The 26,751-nt window shown below is 46.8% G+C and carries 29 protein-coding genes and 1 pseudogene; 8 read left to right on the top strand and 22 right to left on the bottom strand.

Annotation, left to right across the window (positions count from 1 at the left end):
- Positions 1–5 precede the first annotated feature (5 nt).
- The 8 genes from MHH76_RS04790 to fabL form a co-directional block, all read right to left on the bottom strand.
- Positions 6–1,604: an ABC transporter substrate-binding protein gene (locus MHH76_RS04790; protein ID WP_043054196.1), complete on the bottom strand. Its 1,599-nt coding sequence runs from the start codon at positions 1,602–1,604 to the stop codon at positions 6–8.
- Entirely contained in the window at positions 1,601–2,557 is a 957-nt protein-coding gene (locus MHH76_RS04785; RefSeq protein ID WP_043054195.1) for an ABC transporter ATP-binding protein, read from the bottom strand. Before MHH76_RS04785 ends, MHH76_RS04790 begins: the two co-directional genes overlap by 4 nt.
- Positions 2,554–3,534, bottom strand: coding sequence for an ABC transporter ATP-binding protein (locus MHH76_RS04780; protein ID WP_023855992.1), 981 nt, complete (start codon positions 3,532–3,534; stop codon positions 2,554–2,556). The genes MHH76_RS04785 and MHH76_RS04780 overlap by 4 nt, the downstream gene beginning before the upstream one ends.
- A 130-nt stretch (positions 3,535–3,664) precedes the next feature.
- Positions 3,665–5,407 carry an ABC transporter ATP-binding protein gene (locus MHH76_RS04775; protein ID WP_020450630.1) on the bottom strand — a complete coding sequence of 581 codons (1,743 nt, stop codon included), beginning with the start codon at positions 5,405–5,407 and terminating at the stop codon, positions 3,665–3,667.
- A 75-nt stretch (positions 5,408–5,482) separates the two neighbouring features.
- The gene (locus MHH76_RS04770; protein ID WP_003179942.1) at positions 5,483–6,013 is read right to left on the bottom strand and encodes a DUF402 domain-containing protein; all 531 of its coding nucleotides are present in this window, start codon (positions 6,011–6,013) and stop codon (positions 5,483–5,485) included.
- Between the two features lie 163 nt (positions 6,014–6,176).
- Positions 6,177–6,422: a YgaB family protein gene (locus tag MHH76_RS04765; RefSeq protein ID WP_003179940.1), complete on the bottom strand. Its 246-nt coding sequence runs from the start codon at positions 6,420–6,422 to the stop codon at positions 6,177–6,179.
- A 174-nt stretch (positions 6,423–6,596) separates the two neighbouring features.
- Positions 6,597–6,761, bottom strand: a complete 165-nt coding sequence (locus MHH76_RS04760) for a gamma-type small acid-soluble spore protein (RefSeq protein ID WP_003179939.1) — start codon at positions 6,759–6,761, stop codon at positions 6,597–6,599.
- 68 nt (positions 6,762–6,829) lie between these two features.
- Positions 6,830–7,582, bottom strand: a complete 753-nt coding sequence (gene fabL, locus MHH76_RS04755; protein WP_023855994.1) for an enoyl-[acyl-carrier-protein] reductase FabL — start codon at positions 7,580–7,582, stop codon at positions 6,830–6,832.
- Between the two features lie 82 nt (positions 7,583–7,664).
- Between fabL and MHH76_RS04750 the strand changes: the two genes are divergently transcribed.
- Positions 7,665–7,889, top strand: coding sequence for a hypothetical protein (locus tag MHH76_RS04750; RefSeq protein WP_020450628.1), 225 nt, complete (start codon positions 7,665–7,667; stop codon positions 7,887–7,889).
- 25 nt (positions 7,890–7,914) lie between these two features.
- On the opposite strand, the gene mutY is transcribed toward MHH76_RS04750, so the two are convergent.
- A complete protein-coding gene (gene mutY / locus MHH76_RS04745) occupies positions 7,915–8,997 on the bottom strand; it encodes an A/G-specific adenine glycosylase (RefSeq protein ID WP_043054194.1) in 1,083 nt (360 codons plus the stop codon).
- 206 nt (positions 8,998–9,203) lie between these two features.
- Between mutY and MHH76_RS04740 the strand changes: the two genes are divergently transcribed.
- Entirely contained in the window at positions 9,204–10,187 is a 984-nt protein-coding gene (locus MHH76_RS04740; protein WP_020450626.1) for a metal-dependent hydrolase, read from the top strand.
- Here the strand turns inward: MHH76_RS04740 and MHH76_RS04735 are convergent.
- From MHH76_RS04735 to MHH76_RS04720, 4 genes are all read right to left on the bottom strand, one after another.
- Positions 10,184–12,769: a YfhO family protein gene (locus MHH76_RS04735; RefSeq protein WP_043054193.1), complete on the bottom strand. Its 2,586-nt coding sequence runs from the start codon at positions 12,767–12,769 to the stop codon at positions 10,184–10,186. The genes MHH76_RS04740 and MHH76_RS04735 overlap by 4 nt on opposite strands.
- A complete protein-coding gene (locus tag MHH76_RS04730; protein ID WP_020450624.1) occupies positions 12,766–13,167 on the bottom strand; it encodes a GtrA family protein in 402 nt (133 codons plus the stop codon). The genes MHH76_RS04735 and MHH76_RS04730 overlap by 4 nt, the downstream gene beginning before the upstream one ends.
- Positions 13,136–14,095 (bottom strand): glycosyltransferase family 2 protein, encoded by a 960-nt coding sequence (locus tag MHH76_RS04725; RefSeq protein ID WP_020450623.1) that lies wholly within the window; start codon positions 14,093–14,095, stop codon positions 13,136–13,138. Before MHH76_RS04725 ends, MHH76_RS04730 begins: the two co-directional genes overlap by 32 nt.
- Before the next feature lie 742 nt (positions 14,096–14,837).
- Positions 14,838–15,107: a YfhJ family protein gene (locus tag MHH76_RS04720; protein ID WP_043054192.1), complete on the bottom strand. Its 270-nt coding sequence runs from the start codon at positions 15,105–15,107 to the stop codon at positions 14,838–14,840.
- A gap of 130 nt (positions 15,108–15,237) precedes the next feature.
- On the opposite strand from MHH76_RS04720, the gene MHH76_RS04715 reads away from it, so the two are divergent.
- Together MHH76_RS04715 and MHH76_RS04710 are read left to right on the top strand one after the other, a co-directional pair.
- Positions 15,238–15,387 carry a small, acid-soluble spore protein K gene (locus MHH76_RS04715; RefSeq protein WP_003179924.1) on the top strand — a complete coding sequence of 50 codons (150 nt, stop codon included), beginning with the start codon at positions 15,238–15,240 and terminating at the stop codon, positions 15,385–15,387.
- 26 nt (positions 15,388–15,413) lie between these two features.
- Positions 15,414–15,584, top strand: a complete 171-nt coding sequence (locus MHH76_RS04710) for a YpzG family protein (RefSeq protein ID WP_003179922.1) — start codon at positions 15,414–15,416, stop codon at positions 15,582–15,584.
- 29 nt (positions 15,585–15,613) lie between these two features.
- On the opposite strand, the gene MHH76_RS04705 is transcribed toward MHH76_RS04710, so the two are convergent.
- Positions 15,614–15,928: a YfhH family protein gene (locus MHH76_RS04705; protein WP_003179919.1), complete on the bottom strand. Its 315-nt coding sequence runs from the start codon at positions 15,926–15,928 to the stop codon at positions 15,614–15,616.
- A 4-nt stretch (positions 15,929–15,932) separates the two neighbouring features.
- Positions 15,933–16,724 (bottom strand): recombination regulator RecX, encoded by a 792-nt coding sequence (recX, locus tag MHH76_RS04700; protein WP_020450621.1) that lies wholly within the window; start codon positions 16,722–16,724, stop codon positions 15,933–15,935.
- 68 nt (positions 16,725–16,792) lie between these two features.
- On the opposite strand from recX, the gene MHH76_RS04695 reads away from it, so the two are divergent.
- From MHH76_RS04695 to MHH76_RS04680, 4 genes are all read left to right on the top strand, one after another.
- Complete coding sequence (locus tag MHH76_RS04695; protein ID WP_023856001.1) at positions 16,793–17,692, top strand: TIGR01777 family oxidoreductase; 900 nt, start codon at positions 16,793–16,795, stop codon at positions 17,690–17,692.
- Positions 17,693–17,958: 266 nt separating this feature from the next.
- Positions 17,959–18,489: a GNAT family protein gene (locus MHH76_RS04690; protein ID WP_043054191.1), complete on the top strand. Its 531-nt coding sequence runs from the start codon at positions 17,959–17,961 to the stop codon at positions 18,487–18,489.
- Positions 18,490–18,556: 67 nt separating this feature from the next.
- Positions 18,557–18,670, top strand: coding sequence for a YfhE family protein (locus MHH76_RS04685; RefSeq protein WP_023856002.1), 114 nt, complete (start codon positions 18,557–18,559; stop codon positions 18,668–18,670).
- Positions 18,671–18,738: 68 nt separating this feature from the next.
- Complete coding sequence (locus MHH76_RS04680; protein WP_020450618.1) at positions 18,739–18,933, top strand: YfhD family protein; 195 nt, start codon at positions 18,739–18,741, stop codon at positions 18,931–18,933.
- Positions 18,934–18,966: 33 nt separating this feature from the next.
- On the opposite strand, the gene MHH76_RS04675 is transcribed toward MHH76_RS04680, so the two are convergent.
- The 7 genes and pseudogenes from MHH76_RS04675 to MHH76_RS04645 all read right to left on the bottom strand — a co-directional run bounded on the left by MHH76_RS04675 (position 18,967) and on the right by MHH76_RS04645 (position 26,735).
- The gene (locus MHH76_RS04675; RefSeq protein ID WP_023856444.1) at positions 18,967–19,545 is read right to left on the bottom strand and encodes a nitroreductase; all 579 of its coding nucleotides are present in this window, start codon (positions 19,543–19,545) and stop codon (positions 18,967–18,969) included.
- Positions 19,546–19,647: 102 nt separating this feature from the next.
- The gene (locus tag MHH76_RS04670; RefSeq protein WP_035339170.1) at positions 19,648–20,544 is read right to left on the bottom strand and encodes a PhzF family phenazine biosynthesis isomerase; all 897 of its coding nucleotides are present in this window, start codon (positions 20,542–20,544) and stop codon (positions 19,648–19,650) included.
- Between the two features lie 112 nt (positions 20,545–20,656).
- Entirely contained in the window at positions 20,657–23,209 is a 2,553-nt protein-coding gene (gene mprF, locus MHH76_RS04665) for a bifunctional lysylphosphatidylglycerol flippase/synthetase MprF (RefSeq protein WP_035339172.1), read from the bottom strand.
- A 180-nt stretch (positions 23,210–23,389) separates the two neighbouring features.
- A pseudogene (locus MHH76_RS04660) lies at positions 23,390–23,918 on the bottom strand (YfiT family bacillithiol transferase).
- A 14-nt stretch (positions 23,919–23,932) separates the two neighbouring features.
- On the bottom strand, positions 23,933–24,544 hold the full coding sequence (locus tag MHH76_RS04655; protein WP_020450613.1) for an NUDIX hydrolase: 612 nt from the start codon (positions 24,542–24,544) through the stop codon (positions 23,933–23,935).
- Complete coding sequence (locus tag MHH76_RS04650; RefSeq protein ID WP_020450612.1) at positions 24,541–25,134, bottom strand: NAD(P)H-dependent oxidoreductase; 594 nt, start codon at positions 25,132–25,134, stop codon at positions 24,541–24,543. Before MHH76_RS04650 ends, MHH76_RS04655 begins: the two co-directional genes overlap by 4 nt.
- Before the next feature lie 128 nt (positions 25,135–25,262).
- Entirely contained in the window at positions 25,263–26,735 is a 1,473-nt protein-coding gene (locus tag MHH76_RS04645; protein ID WP_020450611.1) for an extracellular solute-binding protein, read from the bottom strand.
- Between the last annotated feature and the right edge of the window lie 16 nt (positions 26,736–26,751).

Raw genomic sequence — 26,751 nt, 5'->3', positions numbered from 1 at the left:
ACCACCTATTTAAACTCTACGCCGGACAATACTTCACTCCCTGTCGGATGCGGAGCATATCCTTCGATATCTTTTGAACCGGCCAAAATCGGCGTGGAATGGACAAGCGGAATCCAAGGCGATTCTTCATGGAGGAGCTCCTGCGCATCTTGATACAGTTTATTTCTCTTCTTTTGGTCAGGGTCTGACTGCGCTTCGATTAAGATGTCATGAAGCTCGTCATTGCTGAAGTACGTATAGTTGTTACCGCCGATATTATCTTTATCAAGCAGGGTATAAATGAAGTTGTCCGGATCTCCATTGTCTCCGGTCCAGCCCATCAAAAACGCGTCAGCTTCCCCTTTGCTCACCTTATCCAAATACGTCGCCCAGTCGTAAGTGACGATTTCCGCTTTGACGCCGATTTTTTCGAAGCTTGATTGAATCACTTCGGCTATTTTCATACCGTCCGGCATATATGGCCGCGGAACAGGCATTGCCCAAAGCTTCATTTTAAACCCGTCCGGGAATCCGGCTTCTTTTAAGAGTTCTTTTGCCTTTTTTAAATCATACGGATATTCCTTTATCTGATCGTTGTATCCTTCAAGTGAAGGAGGGAGCGGGTTTTTGGCAGATTCGGCGAGGCCTCCGTAGAAGGAATCGATAATCGCCTGTTTATCAACAGCATGATTCAGCGCCTGGCGGACCAGCTTATTGTCAAATGGTTTTCTTGTCGTCGTCATTCCGAGATACCCGACGTTCATTGAAGGCCTTTCAAATGTTTTCAGATTGGCGTCTGCTTTGATGCTTTCGATATCAGACGGATTGACGCCGTCCATTAGGTCGATTTCGCCCGTCTTCAACGCATTTAGGCGGGCTGAGTTTTCAGGAATGGCTCTGAAAATGATCTTCTCCAATTTTGGTTTACCTTGATCCCAATAGTCTTCATTTTTTTCAAGAACGATCCGGTCGTTCGGCTTCCATTCGACAAATTTGTAAGGGCCCGTGCCGACGGGGTGCTCCCTGAATTTTTCGCCGTATTTTTCGATGGCGGCAGGACTCGCAATCCCGAATGAAGTCATGGCAAGATTCTTTAAAAACGGCGCTTGCGGGCGTTTTAAAATGAACTGAATCTTATGGTCGTCGAGCACTTTTATATCTTTGATGACATGCCCCTCATCTTTCTTATAGCCTCCGAACATGCCGTAGTAAGGAAATTTTTCTTCATCCCCGTTCATCCACCGCTCAAAATTGTATTTGACGGCTTCTGCATTAAAATCCGTTCCGTCATGGAATTTCACGCCTTGCCTCAGCTCCAGTGTGTAGGTCAAACCGTCATCTGAAGCGTCCCATTTGACCGCGAGGCCTTCCTTCAGCGTAGTGTCTTGTTCTCCGTAATTCAGCAAGGTCTCAAACATATTGATCGTCACTTTAAACGCTTCGCCTTCTGTCGTTGTGATCGGATCAAGCGATGTTGAATCACCGCCTCTGCCGATGATCAGCGTATCTTTTCCCCCGTTCGTCTCTCCGTCGTTTTTTCCGCTTTCGTTACCGGAGCATCCCATTAAAAAAGCGGAAACAGACAGAATCATTCCCAAACAGATCAGCCAGCTTTTCTTTTTCATCGTACTGCCTCCTTATTGGTAAAATGGCATGCGACATAATGCCCGTCCGCAGTCTCTTCAAGAGGCGGCTCCGCTTCCAGACAAACCGCTGCCCGCTTCATGCATCTGCTGTAAAAAGGACAGCCCTTTTCACTCATGCGGGGCGCGGCAATATCCGGTGCCGTATGAACCGCTTCGCCTTTGCCGATGACCGGTACTGCCGCTAACAGCGTTTCTGTATACGGGTGTTTCGGCTCTCTAAATAACGATTCGGCGTCCGCCATCTCGACGATCTTTCCGAAATACATCACGGCCACCCTGTCGCTGATATAGCGAACGACTGCGAGATCATGAGAAATAAACAGAAACGTTAAATCGAATGCCTCCTGCAAATCATTCAGCAGATTTAAGATCTGCGCCTGAACGGATACATCAAGCGCGGAGACAGGTTCATCGGCAATGATTAGTTTTGGCTTAGTGATCAGCGCTTTTGCAATGCCGATCCTTTGCCTCTGACCGCCGCTGAATTGGTGTGCGCACCGGTCGCCGTATGAAGCATCAAGGCCGACAATTTCAAGCATCGAGCGCACGACCTCTCTCCTTTCCGCCTTCTTTCCGAGTTGATGAACGATCAGCGGTTCTTCCAAAATATCCTTTATTTTCATGCGCGGATTTAACGAAGCGTACGGGTCTTGAAAAATCATTTGTATATGCCTTCTCATATTGCGAAGATCTTTTGCATCAAGGCCTGTCATCTCCTGCCCGAGAAAAGTCACCTTTCCCGAAGTCGGTTCGGTCAGCCGCAATATCGATTTTCCTAAGGTCGATTTTCCGCAGCCGGATTCCCCGACAACCCCTAAGATTTCGCCTTTTTCAACTGACAGTGTAACATCATCGACCGCTTTCACGATTTTCTTACGGGACACGCGGTAATACGTTTTCAGCTCTTGAACGCTCAGCAGTTCGCGATTCATGTGAAAACACCTTCCTCTTCATAGAGAAAGCAGCTTACAGCATGATCATCCTTCAGCTTGTTCAATCCAGGCGCTTCTTCAATGCAGCGTTCATGTTTATGGGGGCATCGCGGCGCAAACATACAGCCTTTTTTAATCGATCCCGGCTTCGGCACCTGCCCCTCAATCGAAGACAGCCGCTCGGATTTGTCTGTGAATGCCGGAATAGAGGCGAACAAGCCTTTTGTATAAGGGTGTTTCGGACTGTCAAAAACAGCGGTGACACCGCCCTCTTCAACGATCCGGCCGGCATACATGATCATCACGCGTTCACATGTATTGTGAACGACGCCAAGGTCGTGGGTAATGAGGAGAATGGCTGTGTTAAATTCGGCATTGAGCTTTTTCAGCAGGGACAGAATCTGGGCCTGGATGGTGACGTCGAGAGCTGTTGTCGGTTCATCGGCGATCAGCAGCTTCGGTTCGCAAATTAATGCCATTGCGATCATGACCCGCTGCCTCATGCCTCCCGACAGTTCGTGGGGATACTGCTTCATCAGCTGGTCCGCCCTCGGCAGGCCGACGGTTTCCAGCATTTGAACGGCTTTTCTTCTTGCTTCTTTTTTATGAATATTGGTATGGCTGGAGAGTGCTTCTGTTAATTGATCGCCAATTGTGAAAAGGGGGTTGAGGGAGGTCATCGGCTCTTGAAAAACCATTGCGATGTCATTGCCGCGCATCTGTCTCCATTCTTTTTCAGACTGCATGAGAAGATCTTTGTTTTGAAACTTGATCCGGCCCGTCGTCCGGGTGTTTGCGTTCAGCCCCATTAAAGCCAAAGAGGTGACGCTCTTGCCGCAGCCGGACTCTCCGACGACTCCCATGATTTCTCCGGGATGGAGATCGAAAGAAATGCCTTGCACAATCGGGGTTTCAGACTTTTTCTGGTGAAACGAAATCGACAAATCCGATACTTCAAGCAATTTTTCTTTTGTCACTTATACACCTCCGGAGCTTGTATTTTTTAAATTGTATTTAGACGGGATAGGAAATATGTACGAAATTTGCATGGAAAGAAAAAGCCTGACAATCGTTCGGCTTCAAACGAAAGTCAGGCTTTTGGCGGTTTTAGTTTAATTTTTGAATGGTAAATAAATGCTTATAGTGGCCGTCGCGGCTCATTAATTCGTCATGTGTGCCGACTTCCGCGACACGTCCGTTTTCGATGACGACGATTTTGTCAGCGTGGGTAATCGTCGACAATCTGTGGGCAACGATAAAGGTCGTCCGGTCTTTCGCGAGCTTTTCCATCGCTTCCTGAATATAGTGCTCGCTTTCAAGGTCAAGCGCTGATGTCGCTTCATCCAAAATTAAGAGAGGCGGATTCTTCAGGAACACCCTGGCGATTGATATCCGCTGTTTTTGGCCTCCGGACAGCTTGACGCCCCTTTCTCCGACCTTTGTATCATAGCCTTGCGGCAGTTCCATAATAAAATCGTGGGCATTCGCGGCTTTTGCCGCTTCAATGATGTCTTCCATCGAAGCTTCGGGATTTCCGATCGATATGTTTTCACGTACCGATTCGCTGAATAAAAATGTATCCTGAAGCACCATGCCGATTTGGTTTCTAAGGCTCTGCGCCTGGTAATCGCGCACATCGATGCCGTCGATCTCCAGGCTTCCGGCTGAGACATCGTAGAATCTCGGAATGAGGCTGACGAGCGTTGATTTTCCGCCTCCGCTCATCCCGACGAGTGCGACCGTTTCGCCCCGTTCCGCTTTCAAAGAAAGATTCTGCAGAATCATTTCTTCCGACTTTTCGTATTGGAAGGAAACATTTTTGAATTCAACAATTCCTTTTAACCGCTCTGCTTTTACAGCATTGGGTTTATCTTTTAATTCATACGGTTCATCAATAAATTCAAACAGCCTGTCCATCGATGCGATCGACTGCGTCAATGTTGTCGATGAATTGATCAGGCGGCGCAGCGGGTTGTAGAGGCGTTCAATATATCCGAAAAACGCCACCATCGTTCCTACAGTAAGGGACCCGTGAATCACATGGTAACCCGCAACCGTAATGATGATCAGCGGAGCGAGGTCTGTAACCGTATTGACGACGGCAAACGTTTTGGCATTCCAGGCCGTATGGCGGATTGCTTTGCCGAGAAAATTCGCGTTCTCGTGATCAAATTGCTTCTGTTCATAATCTTCGATCGCAAAACTCCTGATGACAGGCATCCCCTGAACCCTTTCATGAAGGTGGCCCTGCACCTCGGCCAGCGCCTGGGAACGTTCTCTCGTCAGCTTTCTGAGCCTGCCGTAGAAGAATTTAACAGACAGTCCGTAAAGCGGAAACAGCACGATCGAAATAAGCGTCAGCTTCACATCCATCGTCAGCATGATGGCGATGGCGATAAAAATCGTCATCACGTCAAGCCATACGTTCATCAACCCGATGATGACAAATTCCTTTGTCTGCTCGACATCGTTGATGACCCTTGAAATGATTTCTCCTGCGCGGGTGTTTGCATAATACCTGAGGCTCAGCTTTTGAATGTGTGCAAACAGCTTGTCCCTGATATCATAAAGCACCTTGCTTGCCGTCCACTGTGCGAAATATTGCCGATAGTATTCGACAGGCGGCCGAAGCACCAAAAAAATGGCGAACATAACCGCCATTACCATGAATAATGTGGATGTTTTTTCTTCAGTGGTTCCGCTCCCCTGGATGATGTCGTCAACGACGTATTTCAGCAGAAGCGGGATGACCAGCGGAATAGAAAATTTAATAATACCGATTAAAACCGTCAAAACGATTTTCCATTTATACGGCTTCACAAATTCCATGTACCTTCTGATTACCCCCACACGTCTTCCCCCCTCTATATCTTGATGTGTGAGTACACCGCAAAAAACCTGTTGGTCTCAACAGGTTTTTCAGGTTTATTTTGTATAATGCAAATACCGTTCATACCAAATATCAATAAATTCAGATGCAAACGGGCCTTTTCTTTGGTGTATCCAATGCAGCAACGTATTTAAGTGGTACCTTAAAATGCCGTCGATTTCCTTCGGATAATTCATCGCCTTTTTATGATCCGCGTACTCATCTTCATCAAGAATATGATACGTCATATCCGGAAAGACTTTCACGTCTAAATCATAGTCGATGTATTTGATGGCTTCATCGTCCAAAGCAAACGGCGAGCTGATGTTGCAATAGTAATAAATCCCGTCTTCGCGAAGCATGCCGATGACGTTAAACCACTGCTTTGCATGGAAATAACAAATTGCGGGCTCTCGCGTCACCCATGTCCGGCCGTCAGATTCTGTGACCATTGTCCGGTCATTGGCGCCGATGATGCACAATTCCGTTGCTTTTAAAATCGTTGTTTCATTCCAAATCCGATGAATCTGTCCATTGTGCTTATAGCTATGAATTTGAATGGTTTCTCCTTCCTTGGGAAAGCCCATGTTTTTCTCCCCTACTTTCTTTGCAAAAGCCTTACAAGTCAGTGTGTCACATCGCCTGTCCGACAGTTCTTTTATTTATTATAACGTTTGAAAATAAAAAATGAAAATAAAACAGCCACTCCCGAACAGGAATGGCTCTTTTCAAAAAACGATAAAGAGAGGCTCATGCTTCGATTCTTTGATAAGCCTGAATCACCTGCTCCGTCTGCTTTTGGAATAAATCCTGAATTTGAGCAAGATCTTTCCGCTTCTGGGATATATCTTCCCGGATCGATAAAAGCTGGGCTTTCTTTTCAAGGGCAGCCAATTCTTTTTCAATTTTCTGGCATCTTTCAATCTCCGCTTGCAGATACAGCAGCTTATCCATAATCTCCATCTGCCCCTGAACCAAGTTTTCAAATTCCGGCATTCGGGATCCTCCATTCTATGCTCTACTCCATTTATTGCCTAACTAACATTTCTCTATACATGCCGGATGTCCTTTGACTGATTGTGGCTAAGATTCGGATGTTTTGTCGGATCAAAAAACGAAAAGAAAAAAGCACCTCATCCGATGGTGAAGTGCTTTTTCCTGTTTCAGTGATTAGCTGTTTTGCTGTTTTTTTTGCTCAGCTTGTTGGTTATTTTGTCTTACTTGCTGCGCGTCAGTTTCGCTGGCAAATTCAGTGCCGAACTGACCACCTTGTGCAGAAGCTTGGTTTTGTTGTCTTACTTTTTGTGCGTTTGTTTTGGATTGTTGGTTAGCCATTGTATATCACCTCCACGACCATTAGATTGTGCAGGAGGATGATATCCTATTCATTGAACGCGAAAAATTTACACGAGCAGTGAACGGCCGCCGTCAATAATGATCGTCTGTCCGCGGATCATATCCGCTTTCCCTGACGTTAAAAATTCCACCGCATCGACCATGTCGCTAATCTCAACCATGCGGCCGGCAGGCGTATTTTGCCGGGCATCTTCCAAAAGTTCTTCGCGGTTCGGGAAGTGCTTCAGGGCGTCTGTATCGATCGCGCCTCCGGAAACCGCATTGACGATGATGTTTTTCGCCGCAAGCTCAACAGCGAGATATCTTGTCAATGATTCAAGCGCAGCTTTTGAAACGCCGACTGTCGTATAGTTTTCCAAATAACGGATCGAACCGAGCGAACTGATGCTCACAATGTGGCCGCCTCCCGTTTTCTCCATCAGCTTTGCCGCTTCCTGCGCGCAGAATAGCAGAGCTTTCGCATTGATGTTCATCGTCCAGTCCCAATGGCTTTCCTCAAGCTCCATGACGGGGCGTAATACGCCGGATGCAGCATTGTTGACGAACACGTCCAGTCTGCCGAAGGTTTCCTCGATTTGCTGAAACATATCTTTTATTTTCGCCGGCTGCCCGACATTCGCCTTGACGACCAATGCTTTGACACCGAGCTTTTCGATTTCTTCAGCCGTCTCAAGGGCCGCTTTTTTGCTTCTTGCATAGTTGATGACGATATTGTAGCCGTTTTCGGCAAGCCTCAGGGCGGCTGCTTTGCCGACGCCGCGGCTGCTTCCTGTAATAAGGGCACATTTTCTTTGTTCCATTTGTCATTCATCTCCTAGTATAGTGATTAAAAATCTGATAAAAAATAGCTCATAACACGATCAAAAAGGAGGCATTCGCCTTATGTACGTAGGACGCGATATGAGCGAGCTCGACCACACGCCGAAAAACGAGTGGAAAGATGCGGAGCTTCTCTATTTTCACCGCGCCTTCCAGCAAATCATGCCATTCCTTAATGAAGAAGGGCATGCCGAATACCTGGAGGTTGTGAAAGAAATTCAAGCAAGAGGCGGACTGCGCCGCCAGGAAGCCGATTATACGCACGGCACCACCATCCAGTACGACTAACGGGCAGCATGCACAGTCAAGCTGCCTATTTCATATACATATTCCATATTTTCTGATGCGAAACCGGGAAGGCATATTCAGCGAGCTCTTCTTTCGTGACCTTTTTAAAGTATGAATCATCCGGTTGATCGAGCGTTTTCCCGAAAAAGACAGAAATGTTCCAGACAAGGTGTGTAAACACGTGTTCTACGATTCCTTCAAGCGGACCGATTTCGGCCTCTATTCCGGCTGCTTTCAAAAAAGCCGCAAGCTGCTCGCGCTCGTGCTTCAGCCCTTTCTGCGTTTCTGTGTTCGGGAATTCCCAAAGGTTTGCCAAAAGGCCTGATGCCGGTCTTTTATGGATATAGATGTATCCTTCTTCATCAGTCAGGACAACGGCTGCAAGAGTTTTTACCGAGGGTTTTTTCTTTTTGCTTTTAACCGGAAGCTCTTTTTCACAGCCTTCTGCAAAAGCGGAACAGTGTTCTCGGACGGGACAGAGAAGGCAGGATGGCGATTTCGGCGTACAGATGACAGCGCCAAGCTCCATCAGCCCCTGGTTAAATTCGGACGGTTTTTCTTCAGAAATAAACGCTTCGACAATTTTTTCAAACAGGGTTTTGGTTTTAGGCTTTGCGATATCATCCCATACGGAAAGAATCCGTGACATGACCCGCATGACATTTCCGTCCACCGCGGGTACCGGCTGATTGTAGGCGATGCTTAGCACCGCGCCTCTTGTATAAGGGCCGACACCTTTTAAGCTACCGAATTCCTCTTTTGAAGGAGGAACCACTCCTCCGTATCGTTCGTGGACTTCCCTGACAGCGCTCTGCAAGTTCCGAACTCTTGAATAGTATCCCAGTCCTTCCCAGGCTTTAAGCACTTTTTCTTCGTCGGCTTCAGCGAGCGCTTCAACGGTCGGGAATTTTTCGATAAAGTTGTTGAAGTAAGGAATCACCGTATCCACTCTCGTCTGCTGAAGCATCACTTCTGACACCCATACCTTATAAGGGTCGCTGTCTGAGCGCCATGGCAGATCCCGTTTTTCTTGCTCATACCAAGAAATTAAATCTTCTTGAAATTGTTTGATGTTTTTTTGCTCTAATTTCTTTTGCAGATCCATCATGAAACTTCTCCTTGCCTGTGCACGTCACATTTGCATACCGATCTTTTGTTACTTCGGCTTTTTGTTGTAAACTATATGCATATACGATAACATGTTACATTAAAAGTGAAGAAAGCAAAAGCGTTAAATATTTCAGGCAAGGTCCGTCGTTCGTTCTGTTTTTGGAAAATAAAATGATTTTCTAGCACCATTAGGGGAGGTCACCAATGGATACTGGCACACATGTTGTCATGGGCGTTGCACTCGGAGGCATTGCGACGCTTGATCCAGTTGTCGGAATGGACCCATCAATGGCTCAAGCCGTGATGATTGCGACAATCGCCGGATCTCAGGCTCCGGATATCGATACCGTTTTGAAATTGAAAAACAACGCTGTTTATATTAGGCACCACAGGGGATTCACCCATTCCATCCCCGCTGTTCTCGCCTGGTCGCTGATGATTCCGGGCATTCTCATGCTCTTTTATCCCGAAGCCAATCTGCTTCACCTGTGGCTTTGGACCTTTGCCGCGGTCGCGCTTCATGTGTTCGTGGATATTTTTAATGCATACGGAACACAGGCGATCAGACCTTTTTCAAGGAAATGGGTAGCGCTCGGCTTGATTAATACATTTGATCCGTTTATTTTCGTCAGCCATCTCATAGCCATCGCCTTTTGGCTGGCAGGCGCGCATCAGGGCTATACATTTTTGGCTCTTTACATCGTCTTGGCCGGTTATTATCTGGTGAGGTATTTCATGCAGAGGAACATCAAGCATGAACTCCGTGAAAAAATCGAAGATATTGAAGAAATCATTATTTCGCCTACGATGAAATTCAGGCAGTGGCGAATTGCCGTCAAAGCAAAATCGGCTTTTTACGTTGGACGAAGCATGGACGGAAACGTCGTCATCGTTGACACCTTCAACAGGGTGCCTGTGCCGGATACGGACGTGATGAAAGCGGCGAAACAGGATAAGAACATTTCGGCGTTTCTTTCATTCTCACCGGTTTACAAATGGGAGATCGATACGTATAAGGATCACTACGAAGTCCGCTTTATCGATCTGCGATACCGCAGCAAAGGACACTACCCTTTCGTGGCGATCGCGCACATCGACAGAGACACGCTCGAATTAATCACCTCCTATACGGGATGGATTTTCAGCGAGGAAAAACTTCAGAAAAAATTAAAGCTTGGCTCTGTTTAAGAGCCAAGCTTTTTTCTCCTTCTGCCGTACCAGATTCCGATGATGAGGCTGATGACTGTCACGGCCAAGGCAGCTTTGAAGTACGGCGGGTAATAAACGAGCCGGATGTCGTTTTTCCCTTTTTCTATTGAAAATCCGATAAACGCGTAATTTGCCTTATGGACGGTTTGCGGTTTTCCGTTTACAGTGACTTCCCAGCCTTTTTCATACGGAACCGGCAGGACCATGTAGCGGTCTCCATTTTGATTGTCAAAGCTGATGGACACTTGATTGTTCCGCCAGTCCAAGTCGGCGGCCGGCGCTTTTTGGGCGGCCGCTTTTTTCAGCAATTGATAGTCTTCCTGGTGCAGGCTCAAATGGTCCAATTGATATTTCCCTTTTGGCAGCCTGATTGAAATTTTATCTGTTTTCGGGACCCTGATCGTTAAATCGTAAACACCTGTTTTGTAAATCGACTCGTTCGATTTTCTTGATGTTACATAATCATTGACCCGCAAGTTAAAGAATTGGTCTTTTGCAAGGCTTTTCAAATAAAATCCGACATAATAGTCGCCTTCTTTCGGGAGCCCGCCTTCGGGAATGAGATCGATGCCGCCATTTTCGGCGGTGACGTCGAGGACGCCGTTATGATAGCTCGCCCCTTCGGTTTTCAGCTTCGTCTGCTTCATCAAATCAGGAACGTCCGGCGGCTGCACTTTTCCATCATCGCCATTCTCAAGCACGATTCCTTCAAGCATCGCATGCTCCCGCGCTAAAACAGGCGCATCCGCTAAATCTTTTTCCGTAAATACTGTCCGCGCGGTCCGGATAAATGGCATGGTGTATTTGTTTTTATAGACCGCGTAGTGCTCTGATTCATCCGTTTTGATAAACCCGTACGGAACATTGGCGGCATTCTCTTTTTCCGTCATGTAATACTTGCCGTACAGCAAGCTGTACAAGTTGGCCCGGTCGCCCATTGATGCGTAGCGGCTGACGCTTTCCCTTCCCATATCGATTTGCAGGTCTTCCCAATAAAACAGGAGAAGATCGCGATTGAGAATGCTTGAGTAGGCGCTGAAGCCGTTAAAATCCTGCATCAGCGGAGTATTGTTGCGCACGCCGTTCATCCAGTCGATTCTTGTATACGGGTCACCGTCATCGTCTTTTCGAATGTTGTTTAAGAGGCGGCGCTGTTCTTCGCCATCGTACTCATTGCTGGTCAAATAGCTTTTTGTGACGTCTTTAATGCCGCTTGACTCAGACAGAACATATTTCTGATACGTGTTCGCCACGAGAACGGACGATAATAAAATGCAGGCTTGCAAAAAAAGCTGCGATTTCTTATATTGAAACCCCGCCGCCGTAAAGATGGCGATTGTCAGGAACAGAAGCACAAGCATGCTCCAATTTTGCATCAGTGATAAATCCACGCCTTTTCGCCAAATGACCGCGATATAAACCAGAAGGGCGAGCAGGATGGACCATATCATCTCTTTCCGCCTGATGTTTTTCAGTTCGGTCATTCCTGCGGCCGCCGCTCCCCCGATCGTAAAAGCGAGCAGGTATTCAAAGCGGTTCTGCGGAGCGGAGAAGCCATTGAACGCGCTTGCCGCAAGCGGGCTGTAGTGCAAAAGCACAAGCAGCACACTGATTGAGGCAAACAGCCTGAACGTTTTATTTTTATAGAACGAAAACGCGAACAAGAACAGCATAAAGACAGCCGGCAGCAAGACAATGCGGCTGGAAAACAGAATGTTGTCCGTCAGATCGTATACAGCGACAGCCTGTTCATACGGCGGCCGTAAATTGTTTAAAAATCCGTAAACTGCAGGCACAAAGGAAACCGCGCTGATTCCGAAAGAAATCAGGCATGAAGCGGCGAACATCCCGAATTGCTTCCACCTCGGCGCTTCCTTTTCCGGGTCTAGCCGGATCAGCCAGCGGAAGATGATATAGATCGCAATGAAAATCAAGTTGATATAGGCAAAATAAAAGTTATTGATCAGCGTTAAAGAACAAGCCGTAATAAACAGTCCTGTCCGCTTTTCCCTGATAACTTTCTCGGCTCCGGCGACAAGCAGCGGCAGCCACAGCATGGCGTCACTGAAAAATTCCCAGAACACCGTGTGCCTGAAATAGATGACCGACGTACCGTACAAGACCGCACCTGTAAAGGCGGCAAGCTTGTTTTTCACCATGCCGTTTAACGCATACACTGCCGCTAAAATGATCAGGCTTAGCTTAATGACACTGATGAATACAGAGGCCTGCGCCCAGAACAAAGGGTCCGCATCCCCGGCCAAATGCAAAAGCTGCATCAGAAAAATGGCTGCGGATGAAGCGATGAAGACAAAAGACGTCGTGAAATAATAGCCAAGCTGGCTGTAGATCCCGCCTCCGAGACCGAAAGAATACGAATAAAAGAAGTTCCCTTGTTTGTATTGTTCAAAAAGAAACGACTTAAAAATAATCATTTGTGCAAGTCCGTCGCCGTTCCCAGTCATGTAGCGGTCATGCGCCCATTCATACAGAAAAAAGGAATGGGCGGCCAAGGAAACTGCAACGCTTGCGATCACAAATAAAAAAACTGTTTTCTTCATACTCTTCCCCTGTCTTTTTTCAAAATCTTCCCTGTCACTAAAAATGTCAGAGGAACGGTTAAAAACATGGAGGCAAGCGGAGCTGCCTCACTGTTCATCTTGAAAAAATTCACAAACGTGTAGACGAACAAAGAAGATACCGTCAAATTAAACAGCTGTGTCAGCGGAAATTGCAAAAACTTTGCCAGCGTCGGCTTGATTTTAAATGTAAAATAGCAGTTCAAGAAAAAAGAAATCACAAGACTGACGAAAAAAGCGGCAATATGAGAAACCATATAATTCAACTGAAGCAAAACATGCAGCAGCAAATACACCGCATAGTAATTCAAAGTATTCACTGCACCGACGACGGCGAAGCGAATAAATTCAGGATTCACGATTTTCATGAGTTTCTCCATGAGCGATGTTTGCCTCCTGTATTAAGTAATGAGGCCGCTTTTTCGTCTCATAATAAATGCGCCCGATGTATTCGCCGATGATTCCGAGGCTGAGAAGCTGGATGCCGCCGAGAAACAGGACGGCGGAAATAATCGTAAAATAGCCGGGAACGATCACACCGTATTTTAAGATTCTGATGAATGTCGCAGCGATATAAATAAGCGATAGAAAAAGGATAAAAATACCGGCGTAAAAACAAATTCTCAGCGGTCTGTTGTTGAACGACACAACCCCGTCGATTCCATAGTTCAACAAGTGGCGGAACGACCACTTGGACTTTCCGTTTTTCCTTTCGACGTTCTCGTAATAAACAATCTTTTGGTCAAAACCGATCCAGCAAAACAGCCCTTTTGAGAACCTGTTGCCTTCGCTCAACTTCAGCATCGCATTGACGGCTTTTCTGCTTAAAAGACGAAAATCGCCGACGCCGTCCCTTAAATCGACTTCCACGGCATTATTGATAAAGCGGTAATAAAGGGACGACAAGTAGGAGCGCACAGGGTTGTCTCCCTTTCTGTTGCGCTGGGCGACCACTTGATCATAGCCTTCCTCATACCCTTTAATAAAATCGTGCAGGAGGTATGTCGGGTGCTGCAAATCCGCATCCATCACTACAACGGCATCGCCGCGGGCATGCTGAAAACCGGCAAGGATGGCTGCCTCCTTGCCGAAATTCCGTGAAAACGAAATATATTTCACACGCTCGCTTTTTTCGGCTAGCTTTTTAATTTCCTCCAATGTTTGATCAGTGCTTCCATCATTTATGTAATAAATTTCATAATCATAATCAATGGATTGAAATTCGTTCCTCAACGATTCATAAATCAATTTAATATTGCTTGCTTCATTGTATGAAGGAATAATGATTGAAACGAATCCTCTCTTCACTTAAAGGCACCTCTTTTGGACATAATAAAATTGCATCCGGCATCCGTTTGGCAGGATACTTGCATCTAGCCGCTTCCCACACAACAAAAGGAAAACTGTGGGCACGCTGTACTATTTTCTACAAGATTATTTTGTCATTATATCAGACATCTATGAACAAGTGGTAAAAAAATGATATTGCTTTAGAATCAAACACGATAGCCTAATGGTTTTCCCATTTTACGACATTTTTCGCATTGAATCATATTTTTCCAAATTAAACCCCTGCTCTTCACCAAAAGCCAAAGAAGCCGCAGGGAAAACCTCGTAAGGACCGCTTGTCAAACCGGAGGTGAAAGTCCGCCGCCGCAATCAAATCCTTCCCCTTAATATGCCCTTTGTCATCGGGTGAAAACCGGATTTGATTTCTCCGACTGTTCCATGATGGAAGACCGAACGCTGCAGACAGAGCTTTTTTCATGACTTCACGCCGTTATGCTGCAGTCGAAACCGTGACCCCGCTCCTCTTGCGGCTCCTCCCGACAACCCGGGAATCGGCGAATGACACAATGTAATGGTCATTGATCAGGCAAGCTTACACCAGTCTTCGCTTCAACGGACAGACAGCTACCGCTCCGGCCTCGCCTTGCCTTCACGCCCTTCATGCGCCATCCGGGCTCCTTTTGATATGCGGCGCTGGCACCGGCAATCCGGAACCAATGACAATCGCTTTCACGCCAATCATTCTTTTCGAAAGAAATGCTTAATGAAGCAGCCCGCGGCCTCCGGAGAACAGATCCTTGTAAAAAGGCTTATCATTTTGAAATAAATGCAACTTGCTGCCATAGTGCTCAATCCACTCTTTGACGACACGCTCTGTCAGCTCTTTTCCTCTGTACGGGTGGCCGGCCTTTGCAAATGTCGCCTCGAAATCCCCCCACAGCAGTTCAACCCATGTTCTGGCTTGTGCGTAACTCAGCATATGATTTTTTTCAAGAAGCGCATTTGTCAGCTTTTCAAAGTACTCTTCCACTTGGCTTTTCCCCCTTTCCCTAAGGAAAAAACTTTCTTTTTGAAAACGTCGTCCTTTTCATATACTAACCTTACGTCTTCCGAACCGAAGACGCAAACATTATGGACTTGATTGGAGGAGCCTAAAAGAGATGCGAAATAAATCAAGAGGCTTTCCGAACATGAACAACAATAAATTTGAAGGCGAGCCCCGGGCCAAAGATGATTTTGCTTCAAAGCGCCCTGACGGAAGCACAAATACTCATCCGCAAGAAAGAATGAGGGCTTCCGGCAAACGCTAAACTTTTCTGGGATGGAGTGATTTCTTTTGTGTGCAAATCGCAAACCGTATACAAACGATTTTAACCAGATGAAAACGCAAAACTATCCGCAGCCATGGGCAAACACAAAGCATGCACGCGCGCAGGTAAACGGAGAAACGCAGCAGACCCAGGACCTCATCATTCTCCAGCGCAACACGCGCATCCGGACAAGATAACATTTACGAAAAGGGTTTAAGCTTTTGGCTTAGCCCTTTTCTTTTAATAAAGAAATCGGCAGAGCCTCTTCATGATCAGGTGACGAAAGACGGTATCCCCAGGCGAATACGCCGTTTAAATAACGGATATGGAAATCGTCGCCCCCATCTTCGATTTCGTATACGTTGCCGGCTTTAAAATCGGCCGGATCAAGAAGGTAAGCTTTCGCCATCGCGATTTTTCGTTCGTGGACGGCCAGTTCATTCACAATCCCCATTTGTTCCGCTTTTCTTGCCTTTTCGGTCAGACCCGCGATTTCCTGGTGCAGTTCGTGTGCAGTCATTTCACTGTATCTTTTCTCCATATTCTCATCCCTTTTCATCTAAAAATTGATCAATCATGTCGATTGAAAAGCCTTTTCTGAACAGATGCTGTTTGACCTTCATTTTCGTTTCGTATGATCCGTCATAACCGCACCTCTTCATCGCTTTTTCCCCTTGCTTCTCAAGCGCTTCCCTTTCAGCGCTGTCGTCGTTTTCGTAATCCGTTTCCTGAAGCGCGGCCGAGATGACATCGAAGGAGAACCCCTTTCTGACAAGGTGCTGTTCGATGGCCTGTTTCGTCTCTTTGGAGGACAGCTTTTTTTCTTTTTTCAGCACTTTTTCCGCATGCTTGACCGCGGCCTCGACCTGATCGGAAAACGAAAACGAACTGAGCGCTTCCTGAATCAGTTCATCATCGATCCCTTTCAATTTAAGCTCTCTGAATAGGACATCGGGGCCTTTGCCGCTCGTTTTTCTGTGGGTGCTGACATATGCAGCCGCAAATTCGCGGTCGTCCAAATATTTATAACCTTTAAGCATATGCAGGATTTCTGTGATCGCGGAATCTGCGACGTCTTTTTTCTTGAGATGGTCTTTGACTTCCTTTGTCGAGCGCATCCGGTATGACAAATAATCGAGCGCTTTTTTGAACCCTTTTTTAACGTCGTCTCCGTACTGAATCTCAATGATATCAAGCTCATCAAGCTCTTTGCCTTTTCGCAGGTCAAACTTGACGAGCACGTCCAGGTCGACGCTGAACGCATACTTTTCATCCAGAAAAATATTGACCCGTTCTTCATTGTTTTTCTGGGCAGAAATCTTTGTAATATATGGCATAAATAACTCCCTTCTTTTGTTTTCTTCTTTTACAATAAGGTTAATGATCATGAAAGGGAGGAATCATGATGAAGATTGCGATTTCCGGCGGGACGGGTTTTATCGGCAGGCATTTGACAAACGCCTTAACCGCCCGGGGACATCACGTCTATATTTTAACAAGAAAACCGGCTGAAACCGAACAAAAAAACACTTCTTACGTTCTCTGGCAAAAAAACGGCACCCGCCCTGAAACAGAGCTGACCGATATCGATGTTTGGATCAATTTAGCCGGAAAATCACTTTTCGGCCGTTGGAATGAAAAAACGAAGGCGGAAATCGCGGCAAGCCGCCTCCGCTCCGTGCAGGAGTCGGCCCGCATCATACAAAGTCTTCGGAAGAAGCCGAACACCTTCATTCAGGCGAGCGCAGTCGGCATTTACGGAACGAGTCTTGAACAGACATTCACAGAGGAATCTCCCGTCTCAGCTGAGGATTTTTTAAGCAGAACGACAGCTTCGTGGGAAAAAGCAGCCGAACCAATTGAAACGCTTGGCATCCGCACCGTCTGGATGCGTTTTGGCATGGTGCTTGGAAAAGACGGAGGGGCGCTCCCAAAAATGGTGTTCCCCTATCAATTGTTTGCAGGCGGACGCGTCGGCTCAGGGCAGCAATGGGTGCCGTGGATTCATATCGAAGACGTCGTCGGCATGATATTATCAGCGATTGAGCAGCCTCAGCTGTCCGGCCCTGTCAATGTCACGGCACCGAATCCCGTTCAGATGGAAACCTTCGGACAAACCGTCGCGAAAGTAGAAAAGCGCCCCCACTGGCTTCCGGTTCCCGAATTTGTAATAAAAGGCATCCTCGGAGAAATGAGCATGCTCGTGCTGAAAGGGCAGCGCGTCCTCCCGAAAAAAGCGCTTCAGAACGGCTATCATTTCATATATCCCGAACTGGAAGATGCCCTGCAACACCTTTTGACATAAAAGCTGTTTTCCCAACAAAAGCCTTGTAGCTTTTCCTTTCCCAGCTGCGTAAAATGTAAGTATCTTTTTAGCAGCATACAATACAGGGAAGGCAAATGGTGCGCCACCAGGTCTCTGGTTTTAGTGGGTTCGATTCCCACCCCGAATTTTTTAATGGATGTGCAAGATACGCGGACAACTGTTTCCGCAAATTAAAAAATTCCGAGGGTGGATTTATGCGTCCCGTTCTGCTGTAAAAGCCGCCCTCAAACTAAGGAGGGGCTGCCATGCTGAAGAAACGGGAACTGACCGACTGCTATGCACTTTTTGAACTGATGATTCATCCGGATGTCTTCCCTTTTGTCAGAAATAAAGCGGAGACGATTGAAGAGTATATGTTTCATGTCAAAAACATGATCGAAGAGGAAGAACAGGGAAAGCTGATATCGCGAACGATACTTGATGAATGGGAAAACCCTGTCGGCTGCATCAGCTTGTATGAAATCGAAGATCAAAAAGGCTTCCTTGGCACATGGCTCGGCAAACCTTATCATGGAAAAGGCTTGAATCAACGGGCGAAAGACACGTTTTTTTGCGAGCTTTTTTATGAAAAGCAAATCGAAGCCGTTTTTATGAAAATCAGAAAAACAAATATGCGCTCCCTCAAAGCGGCGGAAAAGCTCCCCTATGCCGTCAAGACTGATCTTGACTGGGCCGGCAGCGATACATTTCACCTTTATGAAATTCCGAAAGATATGTACACGCTGTACAGCATGAGAACATTCGAAGAGGAAAACCGCCGGTTAAAAGAAGCTTAAAACTTGTATAAATGCCGTTGAAACGGACAGCCTGTGAATAACTGAGGTTTTGAGGAGGCTTGAAAAGATGGCTGACAAGAAAAAACGAGAGCATTTTAAATCCTCTCTGAACAAGACGCAGGAAGTCAGATATTCGCGCGAATTTAAAAGGGCTGAGCGCGCCGCAAGGGAAAAATCGTAATGCATAGCGGGAGCCTGATCAGCGAACAATAAAGCTTGACCGGCCGATTATTGATGAGGAGTGATCATATGGGCAGAAATGCAATCCACAAAAACCGTGACAAAAACAAGCAAAAGCTCCCTCAAGTTCCTGATCAGTATAAGAGAGAAGCTGACGGAGTATACGAGGAATATTCTGCTGAACTCGCCGATCAGGATGACCGCGAAGCACAAGCCCGCATGCAGGCGGCTGATAAGCGCGCGGAAAAGCGGCAGTCAAAATAATAATCGAGGCCCGGGATTCCCGGGCCTCATTCTTTAAGTTAATTCGGTCAGTAGCTGTGCTGCCGGGGTCCTGTGCTTCGCTTCAGGAATTTCCGCAGGATATCCGATCTGCAAGAGAGCTGCTACCCGCTCATCGCGCTTCAGCCCCATTAACCTGTGCAATGTTTCATGAGAAAGAACTTCCCCGCTCTTCCATACCATGCCGATGCCTTTTTCCCAAGCGAGAAGCTGAAGATTCTGGATCAAACAGCTGACGGCTGCAAAATCATCTCTTCTGACCCGTTCGTTTTCGTCTTCTTTCATAATAACGAAGAGAAAAGCCGGAACGCTGAGAATATGCTCTCTGAACTTATTGATTTGTTCTTCCTGCATATTCGGCTTGAGCTCTTTAAACGCCGCTTTTAAATTGTCGGCATGCTTTTTTTTCCCGCTTTCCGTCCCGATATAAATGAACCGCCACGGTTCTGTCAGCTTGTGGTTCGGCGCATAAACCGCATCTTCCAAGAGTTCCAGCACCACTTCTTTCGCCACCGGATCCTGTTTAAACTTTCGAATCGTTCTTCTATTTCTGACACAATCGCGAATACTTTGAATTTCCAGCGTGTCGTTCATGTGGCCGCCCCCTCAAATGAAAATGATTATCATTGTTGATTATAATGTTTACCGCTGGCGTTTGCAATGATCATCACTCGTTAAAAAAAGGCGGTATCTGTTTTACACCTCGAAGCTCTGCTTTTCAGCAAATACAGCGGTTCCTGTCATCCGCACTTTCATGATGCCGTTTTGTTCCGCAACTTCGATTTTCACTTTTCCGTCTTTTCCCATTTCCTGGCCCTGTTCGATTAGAAAATCAGTCCGGCCCTCTTCACAGAATTCCTTTCCGTACGTTTTCATATAAGCGCCCATCACTCCTGATGCTGTTCCTGTGACAGGATCTTCACTCGTTCCGGAATAAGGCGATGAAAAATGCCTGCCGTGAAGCTGGCAATCCCGATGAATCGTCTCCAGGCAAAACGGGTGGACTGACGCCCGCGGCATTTCGGTTAAAATGTTGGGGAATTCAGCTTGAACGGGCTTCATCCTGCGGATTGCGGCCAAATCTCTCACCGGCACAAGCAATGTCCATATCCCTGTGCTGCCGTAAACAACAGGCAATGCTTCATGAAAGTCCGCTTCGCTGATTCCCAGCGTTTCCGCCAGTTGGCTTCTGCTTCCTGTGAATGACTGAAAACTCGGTGGCGCCTGCTCCAACGTCACCAAAAACCGCTGATTGCCGTCAGAAGCGGTATACACGGAAAGAACACCCGCTTTTGTTTCGACCTTCAACTCCGCCCCGGCTTCGATCGCGCCTTTTTCCAGAAGCGCATAAAGTGAAGCAACAGTCGCATGTCCGCATAGATTCATTTCATGGCCCGGCGTAAAGTAGCGGATCCTTATGTCGGCCGACTCGCTCGGCAGCAGGAAAGACGTTTCGTTATAGCCTGCCTGTTCAGCGATCTTCTGCATTTCACGATCGGTCAATCCGTCTGCTTCAAGCACGATGCCCGCCGGGTTTCCCAGACCCGCCGTCTTTGAAAATGCATCATATCTTAATACTTCAATTTGCTTCATTTTGATCCCCCATTTGTCGAGTTCGATCCTTTCCTTCCAATCATTTGCAGTATACCGCCTTTCATTGCTTCTTACAATGGCAATCTAAAAAAGACCGTTTTAAAAAACGGCCTCACTTCGTTCTCCTTCCGATCAGCCTCGTCACAAGGATCATCGTCACCGGGAGAGATCGGTTTTTCCGGTAGGCTAAATATTTTCCCCGCCAAACCGGTTTATATTTTTCTTTAAAAGACCGCAGTCCGCTAAAACTGTACATGTAGCTGACATTGTTGAAAATCACAGCGGCTAATCGCTCCGTCCAGAATGACTGAAACGATGTCCCTACATTCGATAAAGGGGCCATTCCCATATTGAAGGCCGTGTAGCCCTGTTCTTTTCCCCATTGAAATAAATAGATGAACAGCGCATCCATGATTCCTTTCGGCGCTTTCTTCGAATAGCGCATCAGATCGATGGATATTTCCCCTTCGCGGTACATCGGCATGATATTCATAAACGCGACGATCTCGCCTTCTTCGCTTTTTAAAACGGCAATCGGCGCTTTCTGCAAATAATCTTCATGAAAAAACCCGAGCGAAAAGCCTTTTTCTTTTTTTCGGCCGAGCCATTCATCAGATACCTGCCTCAACTCGTTGAGGAATTCTGCCGAAAACGGCGGCTGTTCGACATGAAATGTATACCCTTCCCGTTCAAAGCGGTTGTGAATCGCCCTTAACCCGGCCCGCTTTTTTCCGGTGATTGTAAAGGTGTCAAGGTCGACAATCGCCTCTTCTCCAAGCTTGAAAAAACGGTATCCGAAATCATGATAGAGCCCCATGTCTTCTCGTTCGATCTGATAGAAAATGACAAGATACCCTTTTTGGTCAGCCGTATGAAGAAATTCTTTGATCACGAGCGGAAACGAGCCTTCCAGGCCGGACGGGTCGCCGAGCACAACGAGACGCTGGCCGACTTTGGCGAATTGAATCAGCGCATTCCCGTCGCTTGAATAAAAAAACCGCTTGTCACCTAAAAAACCCAAATGACTCAAAGCGTTTCCGCCTTTTTCTTTTAAGAATGCCTCCAGTTTCTCCGGGTCAGGAGCTTCACCGACCTCTTTCGTTTTCCTGTTAAACGTCCAGATGAAAACAACGAAATACAGCGGAACGAAAAATAATGCAAAAAACGTCGCGAAGTCGACATGGCGTTCACTGTGAATGAAATAATCTTTTACGAGAATATGGCCGAGCGCCTCCCAAATGTTTGAAGCGATAATATTGTAATTCAGCAAAGTAAAGAGAAAGATAAAAGCTCCCCATGCGATTTGCCCAAATGTGTAGACAGCCCGCTCCCTTGTAAACTGCCCCCTCAGCAGGACAAACAGGACAAATACCACAGGAATCATGAAGACCGCGCTAATATTAAAACCTTTAAAAAGCGTGAACAGAAAGGCAAGAACCAAAGCGGTCAGCGTCATATAATAAGATCTCTTTGTCCTCCGATAAAGCTCCAGCGGCAGGATCAGCAAAATCAAGCCGAAACTGAGGGCCAAGCCGTTAAAAAACACCAGCATGTACTTCGGAATATTCGGTATCAATGTAATCCTGTCAATCGGCAGCGCCACGGATGCGATCACAATCGCTCCGCTGCAAAACGCGATGACTGAAAGCGAACCGTTCAGCAGTCTGAATAACAGCGCTCTGTGTAAAATCAACAGAATATTGGTCGTTTCTATTGCCGGGGCAATAATCGGCTTTTCTTCGAGCTTCTTCATTGTATTCCCAGTCAAATCGGCTGCTGCAAAAATAAGGCCGAATACAAAAGGGATAAACGAATAGGCAAGCCTGTAAAGCACAATCGCCGTCAGAGTGATTTCCTGATCAACCCCAAGCTTGCTCATCCCCACCAAAAAAAGCAGGTCGAACGAACCGAATCCGCCGGGAACGAGACTGATCATTCCGGCTACAGATGCAATTGTAAAAACGCCGAGAACGGTTTTCGCATCTAAATCGACCCCCATCGTTACAAGGGAATAATACATAACCGCTGCAGCGGCAAACCACTCGATCACAGATGCACCCAAATACGAAAAGAAGACCGAAAGCCGCATGCCTTTTTCGGCTCCTGCGCTTCTCCTCTTTTTGATCATTAAAATGATGGCCGCACCGGGAGCGATTATCGCCGTACCGGTAACAGCCAGCAGCACCCACGCTTTTTCTGTAAACAGATCTCCGGCAGGCAGAATCCCGGCAAGGACGAGAAGGCAGAGGACAGACAGCCCGAGAAGAATCGAAGACGCAAGCCATGCGATCCCCCTGATCAGCTTCTTCACATCATCAACATGCTCTTTGTAAAGGATCGTTCTCAATCCTGCACCGGACAATCCGCCGAACCCGAGAACATTGTTAAGCGAGTTAGCGATCCAGGACACCTTGATCGTCTTCCATTTCGAAACCTTCATTCCGAGGGAGCGAACCAGAACAAAATCGTATAATGTCATCGCCAAAATGGCGGCAAGTCCGAGAAAAACAAGGATAAACAGGTCAACCCGATTAATTTGATCGATAATCAAAAATGTTGCTTTAAAAGACAGCCCGGCCAGTTCTTTTTTCGCTTGAAAAAAGACAAACAAAAGAACAGCCGCCGGAATTACAATCCTTAAAATCGCCAGCGCATTTTTTTTCATGAAAAACCACTTCTCTCTAATCACAGGATAAATCCATCACGTTTTGAGTGATAACTCATATATCTTACCTTAATTTACCGGCTAGAAAAAGCAAAAACCAACGATTCTGCTGTTATGTTAGTGTTAACCATCCCCCCTGAAAACAAACGGTAAACAAAAAACGCGCAGCGGCGCGTTTTTTCAGTTCCAACCCATTCTTTTTCGAAGCTCTGTAATATGGGCAATATGGTGGTGTGAGTGCCACACATAGAGAGCGAGCGCTTGATACAGCTTCATTTCCTCTCCTGTGTCAGGATAAATGTACGCTTTTTCAATCCGCTTCTGTTAAAGATTCAAAAAAAGCGGTCCAGCGCAGATGCAGCGTGTTCAAAAGCGCCAGCGACAAAGCCGGATCGAGCGTTCTGGCATCGGTAAGTCCGGCCCAATTCTGTTCGTCAAACGTGCGGATCAAAGGCGCCTCCTCAGTCAGTGCCAATTTGCTTCGAATATAGCCGTTCATATGGCTGTCGGCAAGATGGTGAACGACTTGCCGGACAGTCCAGCCTCCGGTCCGGTACGGCGTATCAAGCTGTTCTTCATTTAGTCCCGCCACCGCGCTACTCAGGAGATGCGGCGCTTGCTTCAGATCCCCGATCCATTTTTTCCGTTCCCTTTCTTCCGCTTCAAGCGGTTTTGAAAAAGTGCCGATCGGATATTTCAACTGATCCATTGTCTGTTCCTCCCCTAGTCGCAATACACTGCATCATGCTTTCCAAAAAGGTATTCGATCTGTTCATACGTATTCCTTGCTTCAGATAATTCAGGCAGATTCTCCAATGGGAAAAAACCAAGGTTTTGCGTTTCCATCCCCGCTTCCGCCTTGCCTCCGACAATTTGACAGGCAATAAACAGCTTATAGATGTGGAAGGCGGAAGGAGGGTGGTTATGGCGCTTTTTATCAATGACCGCCAAAAGTTTGTGCGCCTTGACTTTCAAACCTGTCTCTTCAAGCGTTTCTTTAACCGCAATTTCTTTCGGCGTAAAGCCGATGTCTGCCCATCCGCCTGGCAGCGCCCATTTACCGTCTGCTTTTTCCTGGACAAGGAGGAGCTTATGATCTTTAAAAATCACGGCTCTCACATCGACTTTAGGTGTTTGATAGCCCGATTCTCCGGCAAAAAGCTCTTTCACTTTTGAGAAATCGGTTTCCGCATAATCGGCGATAATTTCACAGCTCAACTCGCGAAGCCGCTCAAAACGTTCACGATCAAAGTCATCTTTTGTATAGGCAAGCCCCGCCTGGGCGATGGCTTGAATTTCCTTCGCCCAATCCAGCCATTTCAGATCCTTTTTCATTCGCTGATCCCCCGATCTGCAGGAGCTATAGACCGGTAGACACGGTCAAGCCATTGCGTTCGTTTTCCGTCGGAGCTGTCTTTCACACCGGCAAACAGCAGTCGCCTTACCCGCCGTACGCCGCAAAACTTCAACATCACATCTTTAACCGTCACCCAGTCGGCATCCCGCCGCCAAAACCGCAAATACCATGATGGGGCGTCAGCCGTGTAGTAAACCGAAGCCGTAGGCGCCTTCAGCAGGCCTTTTGGCAGCTTTCCTTGATATGTATAAGCTTCTCCGGCTGCAAAAACGCGGTCAATAAATCCTTTCATGATCGCCGGCATCCCGCCCCACCAAAGCGGATAAATGAAAATCAGATGGTCGGCGTTTTTGACAATTCTTCGATATTCGGCGGTTTCCGGGTCGCGCTTCATATCAGAGCGCCTCTTCTTTTCATCAAATAAAAGAACGGGATCAAACCGGTCTTTGTACAAATCGATGACATCATAAGAATGCTTACCGTCCTCAAGCGCCTTTATGACTTGATTTAAAATGGCTCCGTTGAAACTGTTTGGATTTGGGTGTGCATATATAACGGCAGTCTGCATATCGCTTCCTCCTTTTCGTCCTTTGATGGAATTATATTGTTTATTTTGCAGAATTTAAAGAAAATGAACTTGGAGCAAATATGATGAAAAACCCTTTCCTTTTGAAAAAACGGAAAGGGTTTTTCTGTTTAGTTTGCCTTTTTCAGATCTTCATTCAGCTCTTTCATAATCGTTCCGCCGCCATGCTTCTCCCATTTTACGACTGCCTTGTCAAAGCTTTTTTCATTGATTTCCCCGAGAATAAATTTGAATGTGGCGTCATCGATGATTTTCTTCAATTCTGTTCCCCTGTCCATCTGTGCGGCGGAATACAGCGGTTCGGCCGGATTCTGGACTGCGATTGCCCGGTTGTCCTCCTCAAGCTTTTCATTTTTGGCGCGCAGTGGATCTTCAGCGCTTTTTAAAGCTTGTTTATTGATGCCGATCAGCTGGTTTAACGGCTGAATTTCCGCTTCCCACAGATGGTAGTATTCCTGTTTTCGAAAATAGCCGCTGTCGCCTTTCTTTTCATAGTGTACGCCTTCTATTCCATACAGCATTAAATTGTTGAGGTCTTCTTCAGCGATTCTGTCAAAAAATGCGAGAATTTTTTTGACCTCTTCTTCAGTCTTGACGCTTGATTTCGAAATGGCGAACATCCCGCCATGGCCGCCGAGCGCCCATGTGCGCTCCTTGCCGTCGGGGCCTTTGATCCGGTTTGCGATCTCAAGCTGAAATTCGGGATTCAAAGCGAGTCCCTGATCACGCAAGTTCATGGCATCGCTCATTGCGCCGATGTAGATTCCCGCTTTTCCCTGAATCACTAAATCCTGCTGCTGCGTTTTGCTTGTCACCGCGAAGTCCCGGTTCATCAGGCCTTCTTCATAAAACTTTTTCATATATGCCATTGTGTCTTTATAGGCCTCATGCTTAAAATAAGGAAACAGATTTTCGTCTTCGTCGGTCCCCCATTCATTCGGTGCGCCAAAGTACGAAGCCAAGGTTTTAAACGCTCCGAAGGTGAGATCATTGCGGTCGGCAAGACCGATCGTATCGTCTTTTCCGTTTTGATCGGGGTCCTGTTCTGTGAACGCTTTTGCTATTTTATAAAGGTCATCAACGGTTTCCGGCATTTCCAAGCCGAGATTGTCGAGCCAATCTTTCCGAATCACGACTCCCTGTCTGGCCATCGGCCTTTCTCTATAAATCCCGTAAACTTTGCCATCAACCGAGATATTTTTTAAAATGGTTTTATCAAGCGTTCTTAAATTCGGATAGTCTTTTAAATACGGACCGATTTCCCAGAACATTCCCGAACGCAGCGCGCTGACAACCGCTGAATCTTCAAGATCAGGCAATGTCATCACTTTAGGCATGCTTCCGCCAGCAAGCGTTGTATTGATCCGCTCTTCTTTTGTTGAATCCGGAACCCAAATGAGCTTCAGCTTTGTATTCGTTTTGTCTTCAATGATATCAAGCGCCTTCTCCTTCGGAGGCTGCGGCGTGTGGAGCGGTACGAGCCAATCGATTTCAAGCGCCCCGCCCTCTTCTGTTGACGCCTTTTGCTGCGTGCAGCCCGCTGAAAAAACCAAGATCAAGATCAGGCAACATAACTTTTTCATATGATCCCTCCCGCTT

The sequence above is a fragment of the Bacillus sp. FSL L8-0193 genome, assembly GCF_037976065.1.
GTDB lineage: Bacteria > Bacillota > Bacilli > Bacillales > Bacillaceae > Bacillus > Bacillus paralicheniformis.
The sequence above is the reverse complement of the archived record's forward strand: the minus strand, read 5'-3'. Positions and strand labels throughout refer to the sequence as shown.